Annotated in this window: 18 protein-coding genes and 1 pseudogene; 16 read left to right on the top strand and 3 right to left on the bottom strand. The window is 60.3% G+C overall.

What is annotated here, in order from left to right; genetic code table 11:
• Positions 1-108: 108 nt before the first annotated feature.
• The 4 genes and pseudogenes from Q9451_RS12555 to Q9451_RS12540 all read left to right on the top strand — a co-directional run bounded on the left by Q9451_RS12555 (position 109) and on the right by Q9451_RS12540 (position 5,083).
• Positions 109-1,562, top strand: a pseudogene (locus Q9451_RS12555) (TrkH family potassium uptake protein).
• Between the two features lie 100 nt (positions 1,563-1,662).
• Entirely contained in the window at positions 1,663-2,613 is a 951-nt protein-coding gene (locus Q9451_RS12550) for a TAXI family TRAP transporter solute-binding subunit (RefSeq protein ID WP_016488076.1), read from the top strand.
• A 29-nt stretch (positions 2,614-2,642) separates the two neighbouring features.
• Positions 2,643-4,670, top strand: coding sequence for a TRAP transporter permease (locus Q9451_RS12545; RefSeq protein WP_016488077.1), 2,028 nt, complete (start codon positions 2,643-2,645; stop codon positions 4,668-4,670).
• On the top strand, positions 4,667-5,083 hold the full coding sequence (locus tag Q9451_RS12540; protein ID WP_016488078.1) for a DUF1850 domain-containing protein: 417 nt from the start codon (positions 4,667-4,669) through the stop codon (positions 5,081-5,083). Before Q9451_RS12545 ends, Q9451_RS12540 begins: the two co-directional genes overlap by 4 nt.
• A gap of 30 nt (positions 5,084-5,113) precedes the next feature.
• On the opposite strand, the gene betT is transcribed toward Q9451_RS12540, so the two are convergent.
• The gene (gene betT, locus Q9451_RS12535; protein WP_016488079.1) at positions 5,114-7,087 is read right to left on the bottom strand and encodes a choline BCCT transporter BetT; all 1,974 of its coding nucleotides are present in this window, start codon (positions 7,085-7,087) and stop codon (positions 5,114-5,116) included.
• A gap of 297 nt (positions 7,088-7,384) precedes the next feature.
• On the opposite strand from betT, the gene nhaA reads away from it, so the two are divergent.
• The 12 genes from nhaA to Q9451_RS12475 all read left to right on the top strand — a co-directional run bounded on the left by nhaA (position 7,385) and on the right by Q9451_RS12475 (position 18,490).
• Positions 7,385-8,746, top strand: a complete 1,362-nt coding sequence (gene nhaA, locus Q9451_RS12530; RefSeq protein WP_024717420.1) for a Na+/H+ antiporter NhaA — start codon at positions 7,385-7,387, stop codon at positions 8,744-8,746.
• 131 nt (positions 8,747-8,877) lie between these two features.
• Complete coding sequence (locus Q9451_RS12525) at positions 8,878-10,236, top strand: chloride channel protein (protein WP_016488081.1); 1,359 nt, start codon at positions 8,878-8,880, stop codon at positions 10,234-10,236.
• 196 nt (positions 10,237-10,432) lie between these two features.
• On the top strand, positions 10,433-10,852 hold the full coding sequence (locus tag Q9451_RS12520) for a helix-turn-helix transcriptional regulator (protein WP_016488082.1): 420 nt from the start codon (positions 10,433-10,435) through the stop codon (positions 10,850-10,852).
• A 209-nt stretch (positions 10,853-11,061) separates the two neighbouring features.
• Positions 11,062-11,397, top strand: coding sequence for an RAQPRD family integrative conjugative element protein (locus Q9451_RS12515; RefSeq protein ID WP_016488084.1), 336 nt, complete (start codon positions 11,062-11,064; stop codon positions 11,395-11,397).
• Positions 11,384-11,623, top strand: coding sequence for a TIGR03758 family integrating conjugative element protein (locus tag Q9451_RS12510; protein WP_016488085.1), 240 nt, complete (start codon positions 11,384-11,386; stop codon positions 11,621-11,623). The genes Q9451_RS12515 and Q9451_RS12510 overlap by 14 nt, the downstream gene beginning before the upstream one ends.
• A gap of 15 nt (positions 11,624-11,638) precedes the next feature.
• Complete coding sequence (locus Q9451_RS12505) at positions 11,639-12,016, top strand: TIGR03745 family integrating conjugative element membrane protein (protein ID WP_016488086.1); 378 nt, start codon at positions 11,639-11,641, stop codon at positions 12,014-12,016.
• A gap of 7 nt (positions 12,017-12,023) precedes the next feature.
• Positions 12,024-12,425, top strand: a complete 402-nt coding sequence (locus Q9451_RS12500) for a TIGR03750 family conjugal transfer protein (protein WP_016488087.1) — start codon at positions 12,024-12,026, stop codon at positions 12,423-12,425.
• Positions 12,422-13,060, top strand: coding sequence for a PFL_4703 family integrating conjugative element protein (locus Q9451_RS12495; RefSeq protein ID WP_016488088.1), 639 nt, complete (start codon positions 12,422-12,424; stop codon positions 13,058-13,060). Before Q9451_RS12500 ends, Q9451_RS12495 begins: the two co-directional genes overlap by 4 nt.
• A complete protein-coding gene (locus Q9451_RS12490; RefSeq protein WP_016488089.1) occupies positions 13,060-13,866 on the top strand; it encodes a TIGR03749 family integrating conjugative element protein in 807 nt (268 codons plus the stop codon). Before Q9451_RS12495 ends, Q9451_RS12490 begins: the two co-directional genes overlap by 1 nt.
• On the top strand, positions 13,856-15,364 hold the full coding sequence (locus Q9451_RS12485; protein WP_016488090.1) for a TIGR03752 family integrating conjugative element protein: 1,509 nt from the start codon (positions 13,856-13,858) through the stop codon (positions 15,362-15,364). Before Q9451_RS12490 ends, Q9451_RS12485 begins: the two co-directional genes overlap by 11 nt.
• Positions 15,327-15,746, top strand: a complete 420-nt coding sequence (locus Q9451_RS12480; RefSeq protein ID WP_016488091.1) for a TIGR03751 family conjugal transfer lipoprotein — start codon at positions 15,327-15,329, stop codon at positions 15,744-15,746. Before Q9451_RS12485 ends, Q9451_RS12480 begins: the two co-directional genes overlap by 38 nt.
• The gene (locus tag Q9451_RS12475; protein WP_016488092.1) at positions 15,746-18,490 is read left to right on the top strand and encodes a conjugative transfer ATPase; all 2,745 of its coding nucleotides are present in this window, start codon (positions 15,746-15,748) and stop codon (positions 18,488-18,490) included. The genes Q9451_RS12480 and Q9451_RS12475 overlap by 1 nt, the downstream gene beginning before the upstream one ends.
• Before the next feature lie 39 nt (positions 18,491-18,529).
• On the opposite strand, the gene Q9451_RS12470 is transcribed toward Q9451_RS12475, so the two are convergent.
• The gene (locus tag Q9451_RS12470; protein WP_016488093.1) at positions 18,530-18,832 is read right to left on the bottom strand and encodes a hypothetical protein; all 303 of its coding nucleotides are present in this window, start codon (positions 18,830-18,832) and stop codon (positions 18,530-18,532) included.
• 209 nt (positions 18,833-19,041) lie between these two features.
• Positions 19,042-19,578, bottom strand: a complete 537-nt coding sequence (locus tag Q9451_RS12465; RefSeq protein WP_016488094.1) for a chalcone isomerase family protein — start codon at positions 19,576-19,578, stop codon at positions 19,042-19,044.
• Between the last annotated feature and the right edge of the window lie 176 nt (positions 19,579-19,754).

Raw genomic sequence — 19,754 nt, 5'->3', positions numbered from 1 at the left:
CGCTAGCCAAGGGATTACCATTGAGCTCTGGGCCTTTACGGTTTTTTTACTCGACATCGCCGTTACGCCGTCGATACTGCCCGGCATCACACCTATGAGTTTTTTTCGATGCCACTCCCTGCACTGCGTTTCATCGGCTTCATCATCGGCGTGTTCCTGATCACCTTGTCCATCAGCATGGTCATACCTATGACGACTTTGCTGGTGTATGGGCGCAACGACGATCTTGGAGCGTTCGCCTGGTCGAGCCTGATTGCCCTGTGCGCGGGGCTCTCGTTGATCGCCAGGGGGCTTCCTGATGCGCCGCAGATACGGTCCAGGGACATGTATCTGCTCACAACCGCGAGCTGGGTCGTGGTATGTGCCTTCGCAGCCTTGCCCATGGTGTTCATTCGGCACATCAGCTATACGGATGCGTTCTTCGAGACCATGTCGGGCATCACGACAACCGGCTCCACGGTATTGACCGGCCTTGACAGTGCGTCACCCGGGTTGCTGATCTGGCGCTCTCTGCTCCATTGGCTTGGGGAATCGGCTTCATCGGTATGGCTGTGGCTGTGCTGCCACTGTTGCGTGTAGGTGGCATGCGTCTTTTCCAGACCGAGTCCTCTGACTGGTCGGACAAGGTCACGCCACGCTCGCATGTTGCGGCGAAGATGATCCTTGTGATTTACCTGGGACTTACCGCCTTCGCCACCCTGGCCCTATGGCTCGCCGGTATGACCCCATTCGAAGCCATCAATCATTCGATGTCATTGATTTCGACGGGCGGCTTCTCGACCTCGGATGCGTCACTCGGGCATTGGACGCAGCCTGCGGTGCATTGGGTAGCCGTCGTGATCATGATTCTCGGCAGTCTGCCCTTCACACTGTATGTGGCGACATTGCGGGGCCATCGTCGCGCCCTGATCAAGGACCATCAGGTACAGGGATTTCTGGGTTTTCTCGTGGTTGCGTGGATCTTGGTGGGTAGTTGGTTGTGTTGGCACAGCGGTCTGTCATGGTGGGATGCCTTACGAATCGTTGCGGTCAATGTCACGTCAGTGGTTACCACAACGGGTATCGCGGTTGGTGACTACACGCTGTGGGGCAGCTTTTCCGTACTGTTGTTTTTCTACCTGACGTTCATCGGAGGGTGCTCAGGATCTACGGCCGGCGGCTTGAAAATTTTCCGTTTCCAAGTGGCTGCATCGTTGCTGATCAGCAGCCTGAAGCAGTTGATTCACCCTCGGGCGACAATCTCGAAGAAATACAATGGCCACCCCATTGACGAGGAGATCGTGCGTTCGCTACTGACCTTTTCGTTCTTCTTCTCCATCACGATTGCAGTAATTGCCCTGCTACTGTCCCTGATCGGGCTCGACTGGACCACTGCCTTGAGTGCTGCGGCCACGGCCGTGTGCAACGTCGGTCCAGGCCTGGGCACGGTGATTGGACCAGCCGGCAACTTTGCCTCGCTGCCCGACTCGGCGAAATGGTTGTTGACCCTCGGCATGCTCCTGGGTCGCCTTGAAATCCTCACCGTATTGGTGCTCGTGGCACCTGCATTTTGGCGGTTCTAGGCATTTACAGCGACCGGTTCAGGGCCAAAAGATGGGCAAGCACGGCAGATTCGATCTAGGTTTATGCGCAGGATAAAAACAACAACTGGAGAACGACACCATGAACCGAGCCCTTCGCCTGGCATTGGCCGGCACTGTTTTAGCCGCTTGCGCCACAGCCCAGGCTGCACCCACCTTCATCAATATCCTTACAGGGGGAACCAGCGGCGTCTACTATCCCGTCGGCGTCGGTATCTCGCAGATCTACAGCCATGAGATCGAAGGCAGCAAGACTACAGTTCAGGCCACCAAGGCATCGGTAGAAAATCTCAACTTGCTGCAAGCTGGCCGCGGTGAACTGGCATTCGCCTTGGGCGACTCGGTGGCAGATGCCTGGAAAGGTGACGCCGAGGCCGGTTTCAAGGCCCCGCTGAAGAAACTCCGGGCCATTGCCGGAACGTACCCCAATTACATCCAGATCGTCGCCAGCCAGGAATCGGGGATCAAATCGCTTGAGGACCTCAAGGGTAAGCGCATTTCGGTCGGAGCACCTAAATCAGGCACGGAGCTCAACGCACGGGCCATCTTCAGGGCAGCGGGGCTCACTTACCAGGATATGGGCAAGGTCGAATACCTGCCTTACGCAGAGTCCGTCGAACTGATCAAGAATCGTCAGTTGGATGCCACTCTGCAGTCTTCGGGCCTCGGCCAGGCAGCTATCCGTGACCTGGCGGCGACACTGCCGGTGGTGTTCGTGCCCATCCCGGCCGACGTCGTGAAGAAAATCGGCAATTCCGCTTACCAAGCGGCCACCATTCCGGCCAATTCCTATGACGGCCAAGGGATGGAAGTGCCAACGGTAGCCATCACCAACATTCTGGTCACCCGGGCGGACCTGAGCGACGACCTGGCCTACCAGATGACCAAATCGATCTTCGAGAATCTGCCACGCTTGGTCACATCTCATGCGGCAGCGAAAGATATCCAAGCTGAGAATGCAGCCAAGAATTTGCCGATCCCGCTCCACCCTGGCGCTGAACGCTATTTCAAAGAGAAAAACCTGCTCCCCTGATCCTTTGTCGCGCAAAGTGGGAGCACTCCATGAGCGAATCGTCGCACGGCCTTCACGCCAGTACCGACCGCTGGCCCGCAACTCTATTCGCGGTGGCGTTGGCGTTTTCAATCTTTCAGGTCGCCACCGCGGCCTACCCACTCATCTCCACCCAGGTATTGCGATCGGTGCACGTGGGCTTCCTGCTGTTGGTCGTATTCCTAAGCTACCCGGTAGTCGGTCACCACCGGCCTTGGCAACCGCTTGCCTGGCTATTGGGGATTGCAGGAATGACGACGGCCGCCTATCAGTGGTACTTCGAAGGCGACCTTATTCAACGCTCAGGCGAGTTGATCAGCAGCGATCTGATCGTCGGCCTATTACTGATCGGCCTGGTTTTCGAAGCCGCACGAAGAGTCATGGGCGTTGCGCTTCCGTTTATCTGCGCCCTGTTTCTGGCCTACGGGCTCCTAGGCCAGTACCTGCCCGGTGACCTTGCGCACCGAGGCTACGGCGTTGACCAGATTGTCAACCAACTGTCCTTCGGTACCGAGGGGCTGTATGGCACCCCTACCTATGTTTCAGCCACGTACATCTACCTGTTCATCCTCTTTGGGGCGTTTCTGGAGCAGGCGGGCATGATCCGCCTGTTCACCGACTTTGCCATGGGCCTGTTTGGTCACCGTAGCGGTGGCCCGGCGAAAGTCGCGGTATTTTCCTCGGCGCTGATGGGAACTATCACCGGCTCCGGAGTGGCCAACGTGGTGACTACCGGGCAGTTCACCATTCCGCTGATGAAGCGTTTTGGCTACAAGCCGGCGTTTGCCGGGGGCGTCGAAGCGACCTCCAGCATGGGCAGCCAACTGATGCCACCGGTCATGGGTGCGGTCGCTTTCATCATGGCGGAAACCATCAACGTGCCCTACGCCGAAGTGGCCAAAGCTGCGCTCATCCCTGCCTTGCTGTATTTCGGCTCGATTTACTGGATGGTTCACCTGGAGGCTAAACGCAGCCACCTGCATGGCCTGCCCCGCGAAGAATGCCCCAGTGCCTGGGACGCGTTGCGCCAACGCTGGTTCTTGCTCGTGCCACTGGTGATATTGGTCGCGCTGCTGTTCTCGGGGCGTACGCCCCTTTATTCAGGCATGGTTGGCCTGGCCCTGACAGCTATCGTCATCCTGGGCTCGGCCATCATCCTGCGCGCTCAGGGCACCTGGCTACGCGCGGCCTTTTGGGTCGCATTGGGACTACTGTGCTCGGGCTTCTTCCGCATGGGCATCGGCGTCATCCTGCTGGTGATCGCGGCGCTTGCCCTCGCCTGCGTCTTCGTGCAAGGCGCAAGGGCCACCCTTAGCGGCTTTGTAATGGCGCTGGCGGAGGGGGCGCGGCATGCCGTACCGGTGGGCATTGCCTGCGCGCTGGTGGGGGTCATTATCGGCGTCATTTCCCTGACCGGACTTGCCACGACCTTTGCGGGGTACATCCTTGATCTCGGCCGCGACAACCTGTTCCTGTCACTGCTCTTGACCATGCTGACGTGCCTGGTGCTAGGCATGGGCATTCCCACCATCCCCAACTACATCATTACCAGTTCCATCGCCGCCCCCGCCCTGCTGGAGCTCGGTGTGCCACTGATCGTTTCGCACATGTTCGTGTTCTATTTCGGCATTCTGGCTGACCTCACCCCGCCGGTCGCGCTGGCGTGCTTCGCGGCCGCCCCCATTGCCAAGGAAAAAGGGTTACTGATCAGCTTCTGGGCGGTCCGCATTGCCCTGGCTGGTTTCGTCGTGCCATTCATGGCGGTCTACGACCCTGCGTTGATGCTGCAGGGCGACAGTCTCAGCGCCACCTCGTACATGGTGATCAAGGCCGTGTTTGCTGTTGCGCTATGGGGCTGCGCATCGATTGGCCACTTCCGTATGTCCATGACCTGGTGGGAGCGTCTACTGGCCTTCGTCGCAGGTGTATGCCTGATCCTGGCCTTGCCCGTCAGTGATGAAGTCGGGTTCGCCCTGGGTATTGCGGTATTGGGCTGGCACGTTTGGCGGAGTCGCACGACAGCCGAGCAAAGGGTATGAATGGTCTCTGCCTTGGGCTCGCCGGCGTGGTTTGGGCCAGCCTGCCCATTGAGCACTTCACCCTGGCTTGGCAGCACAGCATCGAGAAAATCCGCTGGGAAGAGGATTACCAGGTCGGCGCCAGCGGGCTGGTACTCATGGAGGCCCGCGTACGCGGCAGCGGCGCTGGCATGGAAATACCCGATGACGCCACGTTGCGAGATGGCACATGGCACTACCACCGCCAACTGCCGCCTCTGAACCCCTTGCATGCCGGGCGCACACCCGAAGCCGGAGACTATGAGCTGTGCTTTCAGGGCCATTGCCAGCCACTTGCAAACTGGCTAGGTCCACCTTCCAGGGACGTTGCCGCCGTTGACTTCTGGCCCTGCCGGCTTTCAATGCCCGCTAACGAGCGCTCTGCACTGCCCTGACGCCTTGTGCAGCGCAATACACCCCCAGTCTCAACTCACCACATGAAGGTAATGCAGGTGACGCTCGTATTGATCGAGGATATCGCCGATCACATCGTCACGACTCCAACCCATGATGTCATAGTCCTGGCCTCCTTCACGCAAATGCACCTCAGCCCGGAAATACTTGCGACCATCGGTTCCGTCTTCCGTATCACGCATGACGAAGCTAGGTGTGTTGAAAGCACGCGGACGGACTTCGTAGAGAAAGCGCCCTTCCCCAGCGTGTGAAAGCTCGAGGGTGACGCGGCCATCATCCCGCTCATTCACCGCGACGTCGTAGCCTTGCTTGCGCAACTCAAGTGCAACCTCTTCACAGGCCGGCTTGACCACCTCGGCAATAAAGCGCGTGACATGGGCGCGGCGCGGCATCATGGCAATATTGCGCAGCCGGCGCTGCCAGCCGCCTTGGTGCTGCCGGGTATGCCGAGTACCTGGAAGGGCCTGATTACGCAAGCCGCGACGGGTAGCATCCAGGCTCAAGGCCTTGAACAATCCCCAGATGGCAATCAACAGAATGGCGGCGAACGGCAACGCGCTGGCGATGGTGGCGGTCTGCAAGGCTTTGAGGCCGTTAGCCAAGAGCAACGCAATGGCAACAGCACCGATGCTGAGCGACCAGAAAATCCGTTGCCACAATGGGGAATGGCCTTGGCCGGAGGACGCGAGCATATCGACTACCAAGGCCCCCGAGTCTGCCGAGGTTACGAAGAACACCACCACCATCAGTACCGCGATCAGCGAGATCACCGTGGAAAACGGGAAGTGTTCAAGGAACGCGAATAACGCCAATGAGCTGTCTTGGCCAACGACAGTGGCCAAGTCCTTCACCCCATCGTTGAGGATCATGTGGATAGCCGAATCACCAAATACCGTCATCCACAGCAACGTAAAACCGGCCGGAACGAACAACACGCCACACACGAACTCACGGATGGTACGTCCACGCGAAATGCGAGCGATGAACAGCCCTACAAAAGGCGACCAAGACAACCACCAGCCCCAATACAGCAACGTCCACCCACCAATCCAGTCAGTCGGTTCATAGGCGTAGAGGTTGAAGGTCTTGTTGACGATGTCCGAAAGGTAAGCGCCGGTATTCTGTACATAAGCCTGCAGCAGGAACACGGTAGGCCCCAAGATCAGGACGAACAACATCAATATCACTGCCAGACTCAAATTGAGCTCGGACAGGATGCGAATGCCTTTATCCAGCCCACTGGCCACCGAAAGCGTTGCCAACCCACACGTGGCTGCAATGAGAATGACCTGAACCGTCGGGCTGACCGGCAGACCGAACACATGGTGAAAGCCGCTGTTGATCTGCAGTACCCCATACCCCAGCGAGGTCGCGACGCCGAACACCGTGCCGAGGATGGCGAAGATATCGACCGCATGACCAATCGGGCCGTAGATGCGTTCACCGATCAATGGGTAAAGTGCCGAGCGCAGGGTCAGCGGCAGCCCATTGCGGAAGCTGAAGTAAGCCAGAATCAATGCAACAATGGCGTAGATCGCCCAAGCATGCAGCCCCCAGTGGAAAAACGTGATCTTCATGGCTTCGCGTGCCGCCGCGACCGTGCCAGGGTCACCCACTGGAGGGGTGGTGAAATGCATCACCGGCTCCGCCACACCGAAGAACATCAAGCCGATGCCCATGCCGGCGGAAAACAACATGGCGAACCAGCTGCTCTTCCGGTAATCCGGCTCACTGTGATCGGGCCCTAACTTAATATCACCGTAACGACTGACGGCCAGGAACACCACACTGATCAAGACCAGCGCCACGGTAAGGATGTAAAACCAACTGGCATTGGTAATGATCCAGGTCTGGACGTGTTCGAACAGCGCCTGCGCATGCGCTTGGAATGCTGTGGCGTACAGCACGAGAAGAAAGATCAAAACCGCGCTGGTATAGAAAACGGGGGGATTGAGGGTGCTCCTGGGTTTCGGGGCTGCAGTCATTGCGGCAGTTCTCCTTGTAAGGCGATGAGCACAGGGGGCGAGCACGGCGACTTGGTCCAAGACTAGCAGCCCATGCAGTGCCTGATGGCGGCCCCTCCCCGCTCGAAGTTGACTTTAGACCCTACCCCCGCCGCAAAAAAATCTCAAATACCCACCATTTGAACCACTGACCGCTAATTGAGCATTCATCTGACCGCGATGATTGGGTAGACTGCCATCGGGTGCTAGCTGCACGGCGCAGTGAGGCAGGTTAAACAACAACGCTGGTCGGGCCGCCATGCGGGAGCCATTGCGCCTATGCCCCAGAAAGAATTACCTCGAGCCCAGGAATTGGCCGAACGGGCCTTTGCCAACTTTGAACGCTTTCTTCATATCGAAGCCGTCAGCGGCATTGTCCTTCTCGTGGCCGCACTCGCCGCGCTGGTCTGGGCGAATTCCCCGGCGGCGGAAAGTTATGAGCATCTTTGGCACACCCCGCTGACACTCGGCATCGGTTCGGTGATCTACGCCAAATCCCTGCATTTCTGGATCAACGATGGCTTGATGACCATCTTCTTCCTGGTCGTAGGCATGGAGATCCGTCGTGAGATTCATGAAGGCGCACTCGCCAGCCTGCGCCAAGCTGCTTTACCGATGGCGGCGGCAATCGGCGGTGTGGCCGTCCCTGCGCTCATTTACCTTGGTTTTGGCCATGCCCCCCAGGAACAACAAGGCTGGGCCGTGCCAACAGCCACCGACATCGCTTTTGCCGTGGGTGTACTGGCACTGCTGGGCAAATCGATTCCTTCCAATGTCCGCGTCTTCTTGCTCGCCCTGGCGATAATCGATGACATTATCGCAGTGCTGATCATCGCCCTATTCTACTCTGGCGGCCTCGATTACAGCGGCTTCGCGGTGGCTGCGGTTGGGCTGCTGCTGGTCATGGGATTGCAGAAAATCGGCGTGGGTAGTGCATGGGCCTACATCCTCCCGGGCGCCATTACCTGGCTGGGTATGCTGATGACCGGTGCTCACCCGACGCTTGCCGGTGTTGTGCTAGGTCTGATGACTCCAGTAACGGCGATGCCCATGCGCGAGCGTCCGCTGGATGCTGTCAGCCGTTTTACCAGCGAGCTGCTGGGCAATGCCAAGGCACCCGAGAAGGATGCCAGCGATCTGATGGACCCGTTGAAACGTCTGCGCTCAGCGCAACGCGAACTGGTACCTCCGGTAGTACGCATACAAGGCCTGCTGCACCCTTGGGTGGCATTTGGCATCATGCCGTTGTTCGCCTTGGCCAACGCTGGGGTGAGCCTGTCGGGCGCTGACCTTTCCGCCGAAACATCACGCTGGGTAATGATGGCAGTGGCCGCCGCCCTGATCGCAGGCAAACCGTTGGGAATCGTCAGCGTCAGCTGGTTGATGGTCCGATTGGGCTGGTGTGCACTCCCGGCCGAAGTCAACTGGCGGGGCATCATGTTGATCGGTCTTTTGGCAGGCATAGGCTTTACCATGTCGATCTTCATTGCCAACCTTGCATTCGTCGATCCTGCAGCGCTCGGCGCCGCCAAATTGGGGGTGCTGTCCGCTTCTGTCATCGCCGCAGCGCTGGGTTTGACGTGGGGTGTAATCGCCATGCGCAACCGTTCTTCAACTGGCGAGGTCCGGTCGACGTCATAACAAAACGGCGGATGTCTGGCAGATGCGAGATGACTCGCCTGCCAGACTGTGCGTGAGTACCACCTCGGTCGGGTATGCCCGCTCGACAAATCACGCCATACTCTCTGTCTGTTCCCATCACATGACAAACAATGGCCGATTTGAAAACCGCCACCCCTTCTTCCAGCACTTCATACTGGCGAGAATGGCGACAACGCCTGGCATTCTGGATCGGCGCACTTCTGGTCGGGCTGACGGCGTTGGCATTCGCGTGGCTGGCCGACGCCGCGTTCGCGTCGTTCAGGTGCTTGCTTGAATGGGCGCCTTGGTCCCCGTTGCTGATCACGCCCTTCGGTTTCGCGCTGCTGGCGTGGCTGACACAGCGCTGGTTTGAAAATGCCAAAGGCAGCGGCATTCCCCAAGTCATCGCCGCCCTTGAAATGCCCTCCCGCCGTTTACGAGCCAGATTGCTTTCACTGCCAGTCGCCGCTGCACGCATGAGCCTGACCCTCGGTGCACTCCTAGTTGGGGGCTCGGTAGGACGGGAAGGCCCAACCGTTCATATCGGGGCCGCCGTTTTGTATGCCTTCGGCCGCCGGCTGGGCCTACATGGGCGACGCACGATCGCTGGACTGATCCTCGCCGGCGGCGCCGCAGGCATTGCCGCAGCCTTCAACACGCCATTGGCCGGGGTGGTCTTTGCCATTGAGGAATTGAGCCGCACGTTTGAGCAACGTTTCAGCGGACTGGTGCTAACGGCAGTGCTGATTGGCGGCGTCGTGACACTGGGCCTGATGGGACACTACGCCTACTTTGGCGAAATCGGTGGACGGATGCCAACTGGATGGGGTTGGAGCGTGGTCCCTGCATGCGCAGCACTGGGCGGGTTGCTGGGAGGTTTTTACGCGAAGCTGGTGCTGCCCACCGATCACGGCATCCTCGGCCGTGTCTGCGGGCTGCGCAGTCGATATCCAGTCCGTTTCGCGGCCCTCTGCGGCTTTACTCTAGCAATACTGGGGTTGGTTTCCGGCAATCACGTGTTCGGTACCGGATATGAAGAAACGCGCGCCCTGCTTGGGGCACAACCCGTCACCGATCCAAGTTTTTTGCTGTGGAAATTTCTGGCCAACGTCGTGTCCTACCTCTCCGGTATTCCTGGCGGGCTGTTTTCACCTTCGCTGAGCATAGGCGCGGCGTTCGCGCCACTGCTGTCGTTGATACCCGATGTTGACCCGCAAGCATGTGCATTGCTGGGTATGGGGGCCTATCTGGCCGGCGTGACACGCTCACCGCTCACTGCCTCCGTCATAGTCCTCGAACTGACCCACAGCCCCGACCTTGCCATACCCATGCTCGCGACCACACTGATGGCTACCGCCATCTCGGGCTGGATTTCACCTGTCTCGCTCTACCATGCACTCGCGCGACAAATTATCGACAAACTGCACGCGTCCGGACGAGAATCGAACGACGGCACCGTTACGCAAATTCAGCTTAACGAAAAACCGTGAATCGCGTAGACATGACGCTGTAACCGGGGGGCGACTTCAATTGCTCACCCAAGTAGTTCAATGACGCAGGTTGTTGAGGGCCGATCTGCCACAAGCCAAGAATGCTCGTTGCAACGGTCGCGTCCAGTCATTTGCGCCAATCAACGTCGATGAGACGACAAGGTCGCTATACCTGCCTTATGTCTTAGGTAACTCAATGACACTAAAGTCATCGTTCGCTAACGTGCTTCGAGTACTACGCAGTCACCGCAACATCACCCAACGCGGATTTGCCGACACGACCAGCCGCACCTACTTGTCCAAGCTCGAATCCGGTAGATCGAGCCTCACGCTGGACAAACTTGAGAAGCTTAGCGAGCGATTGGAAGTGAGTCCCTTGACGCTGGTGGCTTTGACGCTGAGCGAGGATACAGGGCAGACGGCAAATGAGCTGATCGTCAGGACTAGGAGCGAGATTCGAGCACTTGAGTCAGAGGGTCGAATTCCTGGACTACAGGCCACACTGGGGGATGATCTAGCTGAGACTGCTTTGCCGGCCAACTCACGCAATCCCCGAACGAAAATGCCTTCGCGCGCACCGTGCGCACTTCAGGCGGAGCTGTCATTCTCCGAGTAATGCCTGGCTAGCCGTTCAGGTGCTCGCTGCAGCACTCGTAAGACCTCAGCACCAGCAGGTTCTCATCCTCCCTCAATGCCTTAACTTCAGGCTCACCCCGCTCCCTGCCCAACCTCGCCAGAAAACGAAACGCCGAGAATCCTTTTAACTCGTGCGTCAACTCCCCCGCGCAGTAATGGTGACGACCAGAGACCGCTCTGGAGCCCGCCATGAGGACATATGCCTTCCCGTCGCTTTTGATTTGTCTGGCAGCACTTCCGGCTGTCGCACAGGAAAGTCGCGAGCGCTCAGATCTGGGACTCGTGCAACGACAGTTCACTGCCATCGAACAGTTGGCCGATCGTGCCGAAAGCGGCTCAGACGACGCCGCAGGAACGCGCTATCGCTTCGACTATCCGAGGTTTACGGCGGACCTCGAACGAATACGTGAAGGCATCCATAAATACTTGTCGCCCTCCCGCGCTCAGCCAGCTGACCAGGTCGAAATGACCGGTCAGTATCGAGTTGATGCGCCTCACTCGAGCCCCTCCGATGAGCATGACTGACGCTCAACTCAGCGCGTTCTCGGCCGTGGCCGGCTTTGCCCCGCAACTCAGTTCGGTGCTGTGGCGCTCCTCGGTGCTGGTGTTGGCGTTGCTCTGGTGCACCTGGGCACTGTGGACCGGCTACCGCGGTTGGGCGGCCGGCAATCTCAATTTCGGTGCGCTCGGCGGCAGCACGCTGCGTCTGGCCCTAGCCCTGATCGTGCTGATGTTTTTCATGCTGTCGTAGTCTGGAGACCCTGCCATGAAACTCTCCCGTCACTGCCTCCTTCCGCTGCTCCGGCTGCGAGCTATCTATACAAAAGCCCTGTTCGGCGGCTCGGTGTTGCTGAGCTCGACGCTGGCCAGGGCTGATCTGCCGACCATGGAAGCCCCCTCCCGCGGCGAGGGCTCAGGCCTGATCGACACCATCAAGAACTACGCCTATGACGGCGGCATCCTGCTCGGTCTGTTGATCGCCACCCTCGCCTTCCTGGGCGTGGCTTGGCATTCGCTCACCGTCTACGCCGACGTGCAAAACCAGCGCAAGACCTGGAAGGACCTCGGCGCCGTGGTCGGCGTCGGCGCGCTGCTGGTGGTGGTGATCCTGTGGTTCCTCACCAAAGCTGCGACGATCCTGTGAGGTTGCCATGTCCGACGTCCCTGCCACTCTCCCAGACGGCACGCTGACCTTCCTGCCGGAACGCCTCAACCGCGACCCAGCCGTCCTGCGCGGCCTCACCAACGACGAGATGTGGGTCGCGCTGATCGTCGGTGCCGTACTAGGCCTGATTCTCGGCGCACCGCTGGCGGTGGCCACCGCCTCCATCGCCACCCTCCCCACCTGCATGTTCCTGTGCATGGCGCTGGTGCTGCTCGGTGGCGGCAAGTTGCTGCGCCGGGCCAAGCGTGCTCGTCCAGAAACTTGGCTGTACCGACGCCTGCAGTGGCAGCTGGCTGTGCACTGGGGCATCAGCAGTCACTACCTGATCCTACACTCCGGCCCGTGGACGGTCCGCCGTACGCGCCGACCTGCGAGGCCCACCCCATGAGCCGCTTCCGCAACAAGGTGGATGCGCAGCAGGCGCACATTCTCAGCCTGCGCCTGGCCGTGGCCGTGCTGGCGCTGCTGTGCACCGGACTCTGGTATGGCTGGCAGTCCGCACCATCCGAACTGACCATTCACGTACCACCGGACTTGCGCTCCGGCAGCACGCGCAAATGGTGGGATGTGCCGCCGGAAAACATCTACGCCTTTGCCCTGTACATCTTCGGCCAGCTTAACCGTTGGCCCACCGACGGCGAGGTCGACTACCACCGCGCGATCTTCGCCCTGCAGCCCTACCTGACACCCGCTTGCAAGACGTTTTTCGATGGCGACTTCGAGTACCGCAAGGCAGCCGGCGAACTACGTGGCCGCGTGCGCGGCGTGTACGAGGTGCTGGGTCGTGGCTACAGCGATGACCCCGACCTGCGGGTAAAGCAGCTGGATAAGCACAGCTGGCTGGTCAAGCTCGACCTCAATGCCGACGAGTACTACGCCGCCGAACCGGTGAAGCGCGTCGTCGTGCGCTATCCGCTACGCGTAGTGCGCTTCGACGTCGACCCCGAGCACAACAAATGGGGCCTGGCCCTGGACTGCTACGAAGGCACACCGCAGAAGCTGACGCTGCCTGGAGGTGCATGATGATGCGTTTCTTGATCTTGATGCTGGTGTCGGTGGCCGGGTGGTGTTCAGCCGCAGCCGCCGTCGAGGTCAAATACTGGGACCGCCTGCCGCTGGCCGTGCCGCTGACGGTGGGTCAGGAACGTATCCTGATGCTGGATGAGGATGTTCGCGTCGGGCTACCCAGCGCGATCACCAGCAAGCTGCGTGTGCAGTCAGTCGGCGGCACGGTGTACCTGCGTGCGTCGGAAGCCCTCCCTCCTACCCGCCTCCAATTGCAGTCGGTGAAGTCGGGGGACATCATCCTGATCGACATCGAAGCGCTCGAAGGTAATGAGTCGCTGGAGGCGGTCAAGATCGTTGCCCAGACTCAGGCCCCGGACGAGGAAACCGCGAAGGATGCAGCCCCCGCAGCGACGCCGGTACCGGTGGTGCTGACTCGCTACGCGGCGCAGAACCTCTATGCGCCGCTGCGCACCGTGGCGCCCTTGCCCGGTGTGCGTCGAGTCCCGCTGGACGAGTCCTCAGGGTTCAGCACACTGCTGCCGACCGAGCACGTATCCATAAAGGGGCTCGCCGCCTGGCGGCTGGGCGACTATTGGGTGACGGCGGTGAAGATCGTCAACCGTGGGTCGGCCAAGGTCAAGCTGGACCCGCGGCACCTGCAGGCCACGCTGTATGCCGCCACCTTCCAGCACGAATACCTGGGGCACGCTGGCACACCTGAAGACACCACCGTGGCGTACCTCGTCACCCGCGGCGGCGACCTGAGGCACGCGCTGTTGTTGCCACCGCCAGCGCCGGAGGCTGCCGATCATGAAAGCTAACGGTTTGCTGAAATGGCTGGTACCGGCGGTCCTGCTGGGAATTGTGCTGATCATCGGCAAATCCTGGGTGGCGGCGCCGGATGGTCAACCTGCCCATGATCCCGAAAACACCGCACTCAGCCCGGACCAGGCCAAGGCCCTCGGCATTGCTGGCGACACGCCGCGCGACACCGTGGCCACGCTGATTGGCCAGGTCAAGGCGATGCGCAGCGAGATGCTGTCACTGAAGAAAGGTAACGAGACGCTGCAGACCGAGAACAACCGCCTGCGCACGCGCGAAGGCAACATCGACAGCCGCATTCAGAGCACGCTGAGCAGTGTCACCCAGCAGGTCACCGAGCAGCGCCAACAGGCCAACGATGCCCGGCAGAAGGCCGAGCAACAGCACCGCGAGACCCAGGGTTTGCTGTCCCGGCTCAAGGACCAACTCACCAACAAGCCGCCCGCGAAGTCCGAAATACCTGTGGGCTTCGGTCTCGAGCCGGGTGACGAGCAACAATTCTCCGGGGCACAACTGCCGGCGGATGCGGTGCAGTGGATCGAGCCATCGAATGCCCGTGCCGGCCAGGAGGGCACCAGCAAAGCTGAGGGACCGTTGTCGTCGCTGACGTCGAAATTCAAAGACCTGCATGGCCTAGACAACAACGCGATTGACCGCGGCCAAGACCATCTCCGTGCCGTGGCCAAAGGCGAGCACGACCTGGAAGGCACTCAGGACCGGGCCGAGGGTGCCAAGCCCCTCTACACCATCCCGGAGAACTCGACCCTGATGGGCTCGATCGCTATGACCGCGCTGATTGGCCGCGTGCCGGTGGACGGCACGGTGAATGATCCCTACCCGTTCAAGGTACTGGTGGGACCGGACAACCTCACCGCCAACGGCATCGATCTACCGGACGTGGTCGGCGCGGTCATGAGCGGTACCGCGGCCGGCGACTGGACCTTGTCCTGCGTGCGCGGCCAGGTCGAGTCGCTCACCTTTGTCTTCAGCGACGGCACCGTCCGCACGGTGCCGCAGCCGCAGAAGGTGATCAGCCGCAACCGCGCCAGCACCCAGACCTCGGACACCGAAAAGATCCGCGGCGGCCTCGGCTACATCTCCGACCCTTACGGCATTCCCTGCATCGCCGGCGAGCGTCGCTCCAACGCCCAGCAGTACCTCGGCAGCCAGAGCCTGATCACCGCTGCCGGCGCTGGATTTGCAGCAGCGCTGGGCAGCGAACAGACCAACACCTCCTTCATCAACTCGGCCAGCGGCAGCTTGGGGCTGAGTCAGAACAGTGGCAACAGCGCACTGAACTCGGTCATCAGCGGTGGCATCGGCGACATTCGTGACTGGGTCAACAAGCTCTACGGCGAAGCGTTTGCCGCCATCTACGTCCCGCCGGGTGCCAAGGTGGCCTTGCACCTGGATCACGAAATCAGCATCGATTACGAACCCAAAGGCCGGAGAGTGAATCATGAAAGCCCACCCGTTTCGGTACTGGACCTGGATTAGCCTGCTGCTTTGCCTGCACCTGGCGGGCTGCACCACCAGCAAGGACGAAATGCTGCCCCACGGCGACCACACCATGCTGGATATTTGGAACAGCGGCGGCGCCGTCGGTACGCAGCAGCAGTTGCAGGAGGCCCGCGATGAGCTGCGCCGGCCAGTGCTTGATCCCGAGCGCCTGATCAAGGACCAGAGCGCCTACACCCGCACAGCCGCCAACGAGATCCGCGCCCAGTTCCCACGCCTGCCCAACCCTGATCTGGTGATGTACATCTACCCGCACCTGGCCGGTACCCAACAGACGCCCGTGCCCGGCTATTCGACCGTCTTCCCGTTGTACGAGAAGGTCCAGTATGCGCTGCCCGGCGAACGCTTGGACGATCTGTGATGGATGATGATGTAGATCGCACCCCGCCGCGCTGGAAGCCCTGGCGCGCGGCGCAGCGTCGGCGCGCAACACGTGCGGATGAGGCTGCACAGTATGCGCACAACCCCAGTTTCACCGACCACTTGCCCTGGGTCGAATACCTTGAGGAGGAGCAGTGCTTTCTGCTCGACGACAACCGCTCGGTCGGCGCCGTGTTCGAGTTGCAGCCGATCGGCACCGAGGGCCGTGAGCCGGAATGGCTGACGGCAGCGCGCGATGCGTTGGAAGATGCGCTGCAGGACAGCTTCGACGAGTTCGACCAGGCGCCATGGGTGGTGCAGTTCTTCTGCCAGGACGACAGTGACTTTTCCCCGTACCTGGAACGCTTGGAGCAATACGTTGCACCCCGAGCGACAGGCACACCCTTCACCGCTGCCTTCCTTGCTTTGATGCAGCACCACCTCGAAACCATTGCCAAACCGGTTGGGCTGTTTGACGACCCTGTCGTGTCGCACCTGCCCTGGCGCGGCAGCAATCGGCGGATTCGACTGGTGGTCTATCGCTGGCTCGGTGACCAGGCCGACGACGACGGGCAAAAACCCACTCAGCTGTTGGAAAGAACCTGTGACCGCCTGGTAGCGTCGTTGCAGGCCTGCGGCGTCAATCCTCGCCGGCTGACGGGGCGGGATTTCTATGCGTGGTTGCTGCCCTGGTTTAACCCGGCACCGACCCTCACCGGTGAAGCACCAGCAGCGTTCTATCGACGGGTGCCCTACCCGGAGACCGATGACGGCGAGGGCCTATCGCTGCCGTTCGACCATGCCTTTGCCGAGCGGCTGTTCTTCCAGGAGCCACACTCGGACAGCGAGCAGGGGCTGTGGTATTTCGATCAGCAGCCGCACGCGGTGATGGTAGTCGACAAGCTGCGCAGGCCGCCCCTTATCGGCCAGCTGACCGGCGAGACCCGCAAGGGTGAGGCGCTCAACGCCTTGTTCGACCAGTTGCCGGAGCAGGCCATCCTGAGCCTGACCTTGGTGATCACGCCTCAGGATGTGCTCGAGGAGCAGCTCAACCGCCTGGCGCGCAAAGCAATCGGCGAAAACCTGGCCTCGACCCAGACTCGCCAGGATGTGGAAGAGGCCCGCGCGCTGATCGGTCGCCAGCACAAGCTGTACCGCGGTACTTTGGCCTTGTACCTGCGCGGCGCCGATGAACAGCAATTGCGCCAGCGCTCGATCCAGGCAGCCAATGTACTGCTCGGCGCCGGCCTGCAACCGGTGCGCGAGGGCGATGAGGTGGCCGCGTGCAACAGCTACCTGCGCTGGCTGCCGATGGTCTACAACCCCGCACGGGATAAACGCAATTGGTACACCCGGCTCTTGTTTGCCCAGCATGTGGCCAACCTGCTGCCGCTGTGGGGACGCAGCATCGGTACCGGCAACCCGGGCATCACCTTTTTCAATCGGGGTGGCGCGCCACTATCGTTCGACCCGCTGTCACGCTTCGACCGTTCCATGAATGGTCACCTGCTGTTGTTCGGCCCGACTGGCGCCGGCAAGTCGGCCACCCTGGTCTCGATTCTGATGCAGATCATGGCGGTGTACCGGCCGCGGCTGTTCATCGTCGAAGCCGGCAACTCCTTTGGCCTGCAGGGCGACTACTTCGCCACCCTAGGTTTGACCGTCAATAAGGTCCAACTCAAACCGGGCAGCGGCTTGAGCCTGGCCCCTTTCGCCGATGCCCGCCGACTGATCGAACGCCCCGACCAGGTCGCCAGCCTGTCGACCGAGGTCCTGGATGAAGACGCTTCGGGCAGCGACGAGCAACGCGATGTGCTGGGCGAGCTGGAGATCACCGCCCGCCTGATGATCACCGGCGGCGAAGCCAAGGAAGAGGCGCGCCTCACCCGGGCAGACCGCAGCCTGATTCGCGAGTGCATTCTCGACGCCGCCAGGCACTGTGCGGCCAGCGATCAGCAGGTCATGACGCGCCATGTCCGTGATGCCCTTCGCACGGTAGCCAGCGACGCCCACCTGCCCGACAAACGTCGCGAGCGGGCCCAGGAAATGGCCGAGTCCATCGACCTGTTCTGCCAAGGTTTCGAGGGTGCGCTGTTTGACCGACCAGGCACCCCTTGGCCGGAAAGCGATGTCACCATCGTCGACCTCGCCACCTATGCCCGCGAGGGCTATGAAGCGCAGATGTCGATCAGCTACATCAGCTTGATGAACACCGTGAACAACCTTGCCGAACGCGACCAGTACCTCGGTCGTCCGATCATCATGGTCACGGACGAAGGCCACATCATCACCAAAAACCCGCTGCTGGCGCCCTTCGTGGTCAAGGGCACCAAGATGTGGCGCAAGCTGGGTGCCTGGTTCTGGCTGGCGACGCAGAACCTGGCCGACTTCCCCGATGCGGCGCAGACCATGCTCAACATGATCGAGTGGTGGATCTGCCTGAACATGCCGCCGGCAGAGATCGAAGAGATCGCGCGGTTCAAGAAGCTCACGCCGGCACAGAAGACTCTGCTGCTGTCGGCGAGCAAGGCCTCGGGCAAGTACACCGAGGGCGTGGTCTTGTCCAAGCAGCTGGAGACGCTGTTTCGCGCGGTACCACCAAGCCTGTACCTCGCCCTGGCCATGACCGAGCCCGAAGAAAAGGCTCAACGCTGGCGACTGATGGAAGAACAGCGCATCACTGAATTGGAAGCCGCCCTGAGCATCGCGGCGGAAATTGATCGGCGACGGGGTATAAAGCCGTAATCCAACAGCACGTGTCCTCAGCGGGGCGAACAAAGGCATTCAGCCTTGTTTTGATAGAGGGCTGTCTCCGGTGGAAGCATGTTCGAGGGATATCCGTCTGGCACGCCCAACGCCCCATGCCAACGCCCGCGTCATCGATTCGCCGGGTCGCGAGTCAAAAGCCTCCTCATGTACCGCCATGCCCTGTGGCGCGTATACGCCAATGAACATTTGCGTACTGCCGGTACGCGACAATCGCACCTGGACGTCGATAAAGGTTCCGTCGTCAAGGGTCTCGTCATGAGTGCGATGATGGAGCGTTTGATCCGCCCAATCCCAAAACACATCACCGCGAATTCTCATGTCGCCTCCTATAACTTTAGTTTTATACGGAGCGTGTAATGCCACGATAGCGAACGCCCCCCATTTCGCAACCGCCTATACCGGCCCTGAAAGGTACCGTCTGACAAGAGGTCAACGCCAGCTGCCATTTTCGAAATAAATCGCTAATCAACTGGTCATAATGCAACCCTTTGATTGTCCCCCATCGCGCCTTCGCATGTTCGGATTCGTTAATCGCCCAGCAACGCGCGCCGCAACTTTGGAAAGCGTGTTCTGCCATCTAGCCAGATGGAGAAGAACGCTCGGGCGAAGTCAGGGTCAAGCACCTCTCGGCTCAGTTGATCATTCACATAGAAACGACAACCGCGCCCAGGCAGGTACACCCCTATCAGCCGCTGTCCCGCCCGAACATCGCCAAACGCCCTGCGCATCTCAAAGCTCCATTTCGCCAATTGCTCTTCCTCAAGCTTGTCGCCGCCCAATCGGCGGAATTCGTCCTGAAGCATCTCGACAAGCGTGGCTCTGCTGACATCACGCAGGAACGTGACCTCCAGGGCCAAAGCGGTGTCTAGCGTCGGCTTAGGATGGCGGCTCCACAGACGAGCCTCATAGATAGTAAGGCCAAACCAGCGAAACTCGCCTGCCCCAATGGAGCGTGCTCCTGGGATATCATCAAATAGATCGGCGTCAGCCCCTGGCGCAGCAAGCAACAGCACGAGTGTCACCACCCGCAGGTTTCTAGACCAGTGTTCCAGGTGCGTGCCCATAGCAACCACGTCTTCTCCCCTTTCAGTAGTAAAGCTTATCCCTAAAACAGCTTGCCTTCGTTGCCCATGCCCCGAGGTTCGGACGTTACGCTGGCTTGAGAACCTGCAAAAACGATGCTTCGGCTCTCATTTAGTTGGTCCACCGCGTGAGTCAGACCTCAGACACTCAACCACGC

The sequence above is a fragment of the Pseudomonas sp. NY8896 genome (assembly GCF_039634505.1).
This window is presented reverse-complemented; position numbering and strand designations above follow the sequence as displayed.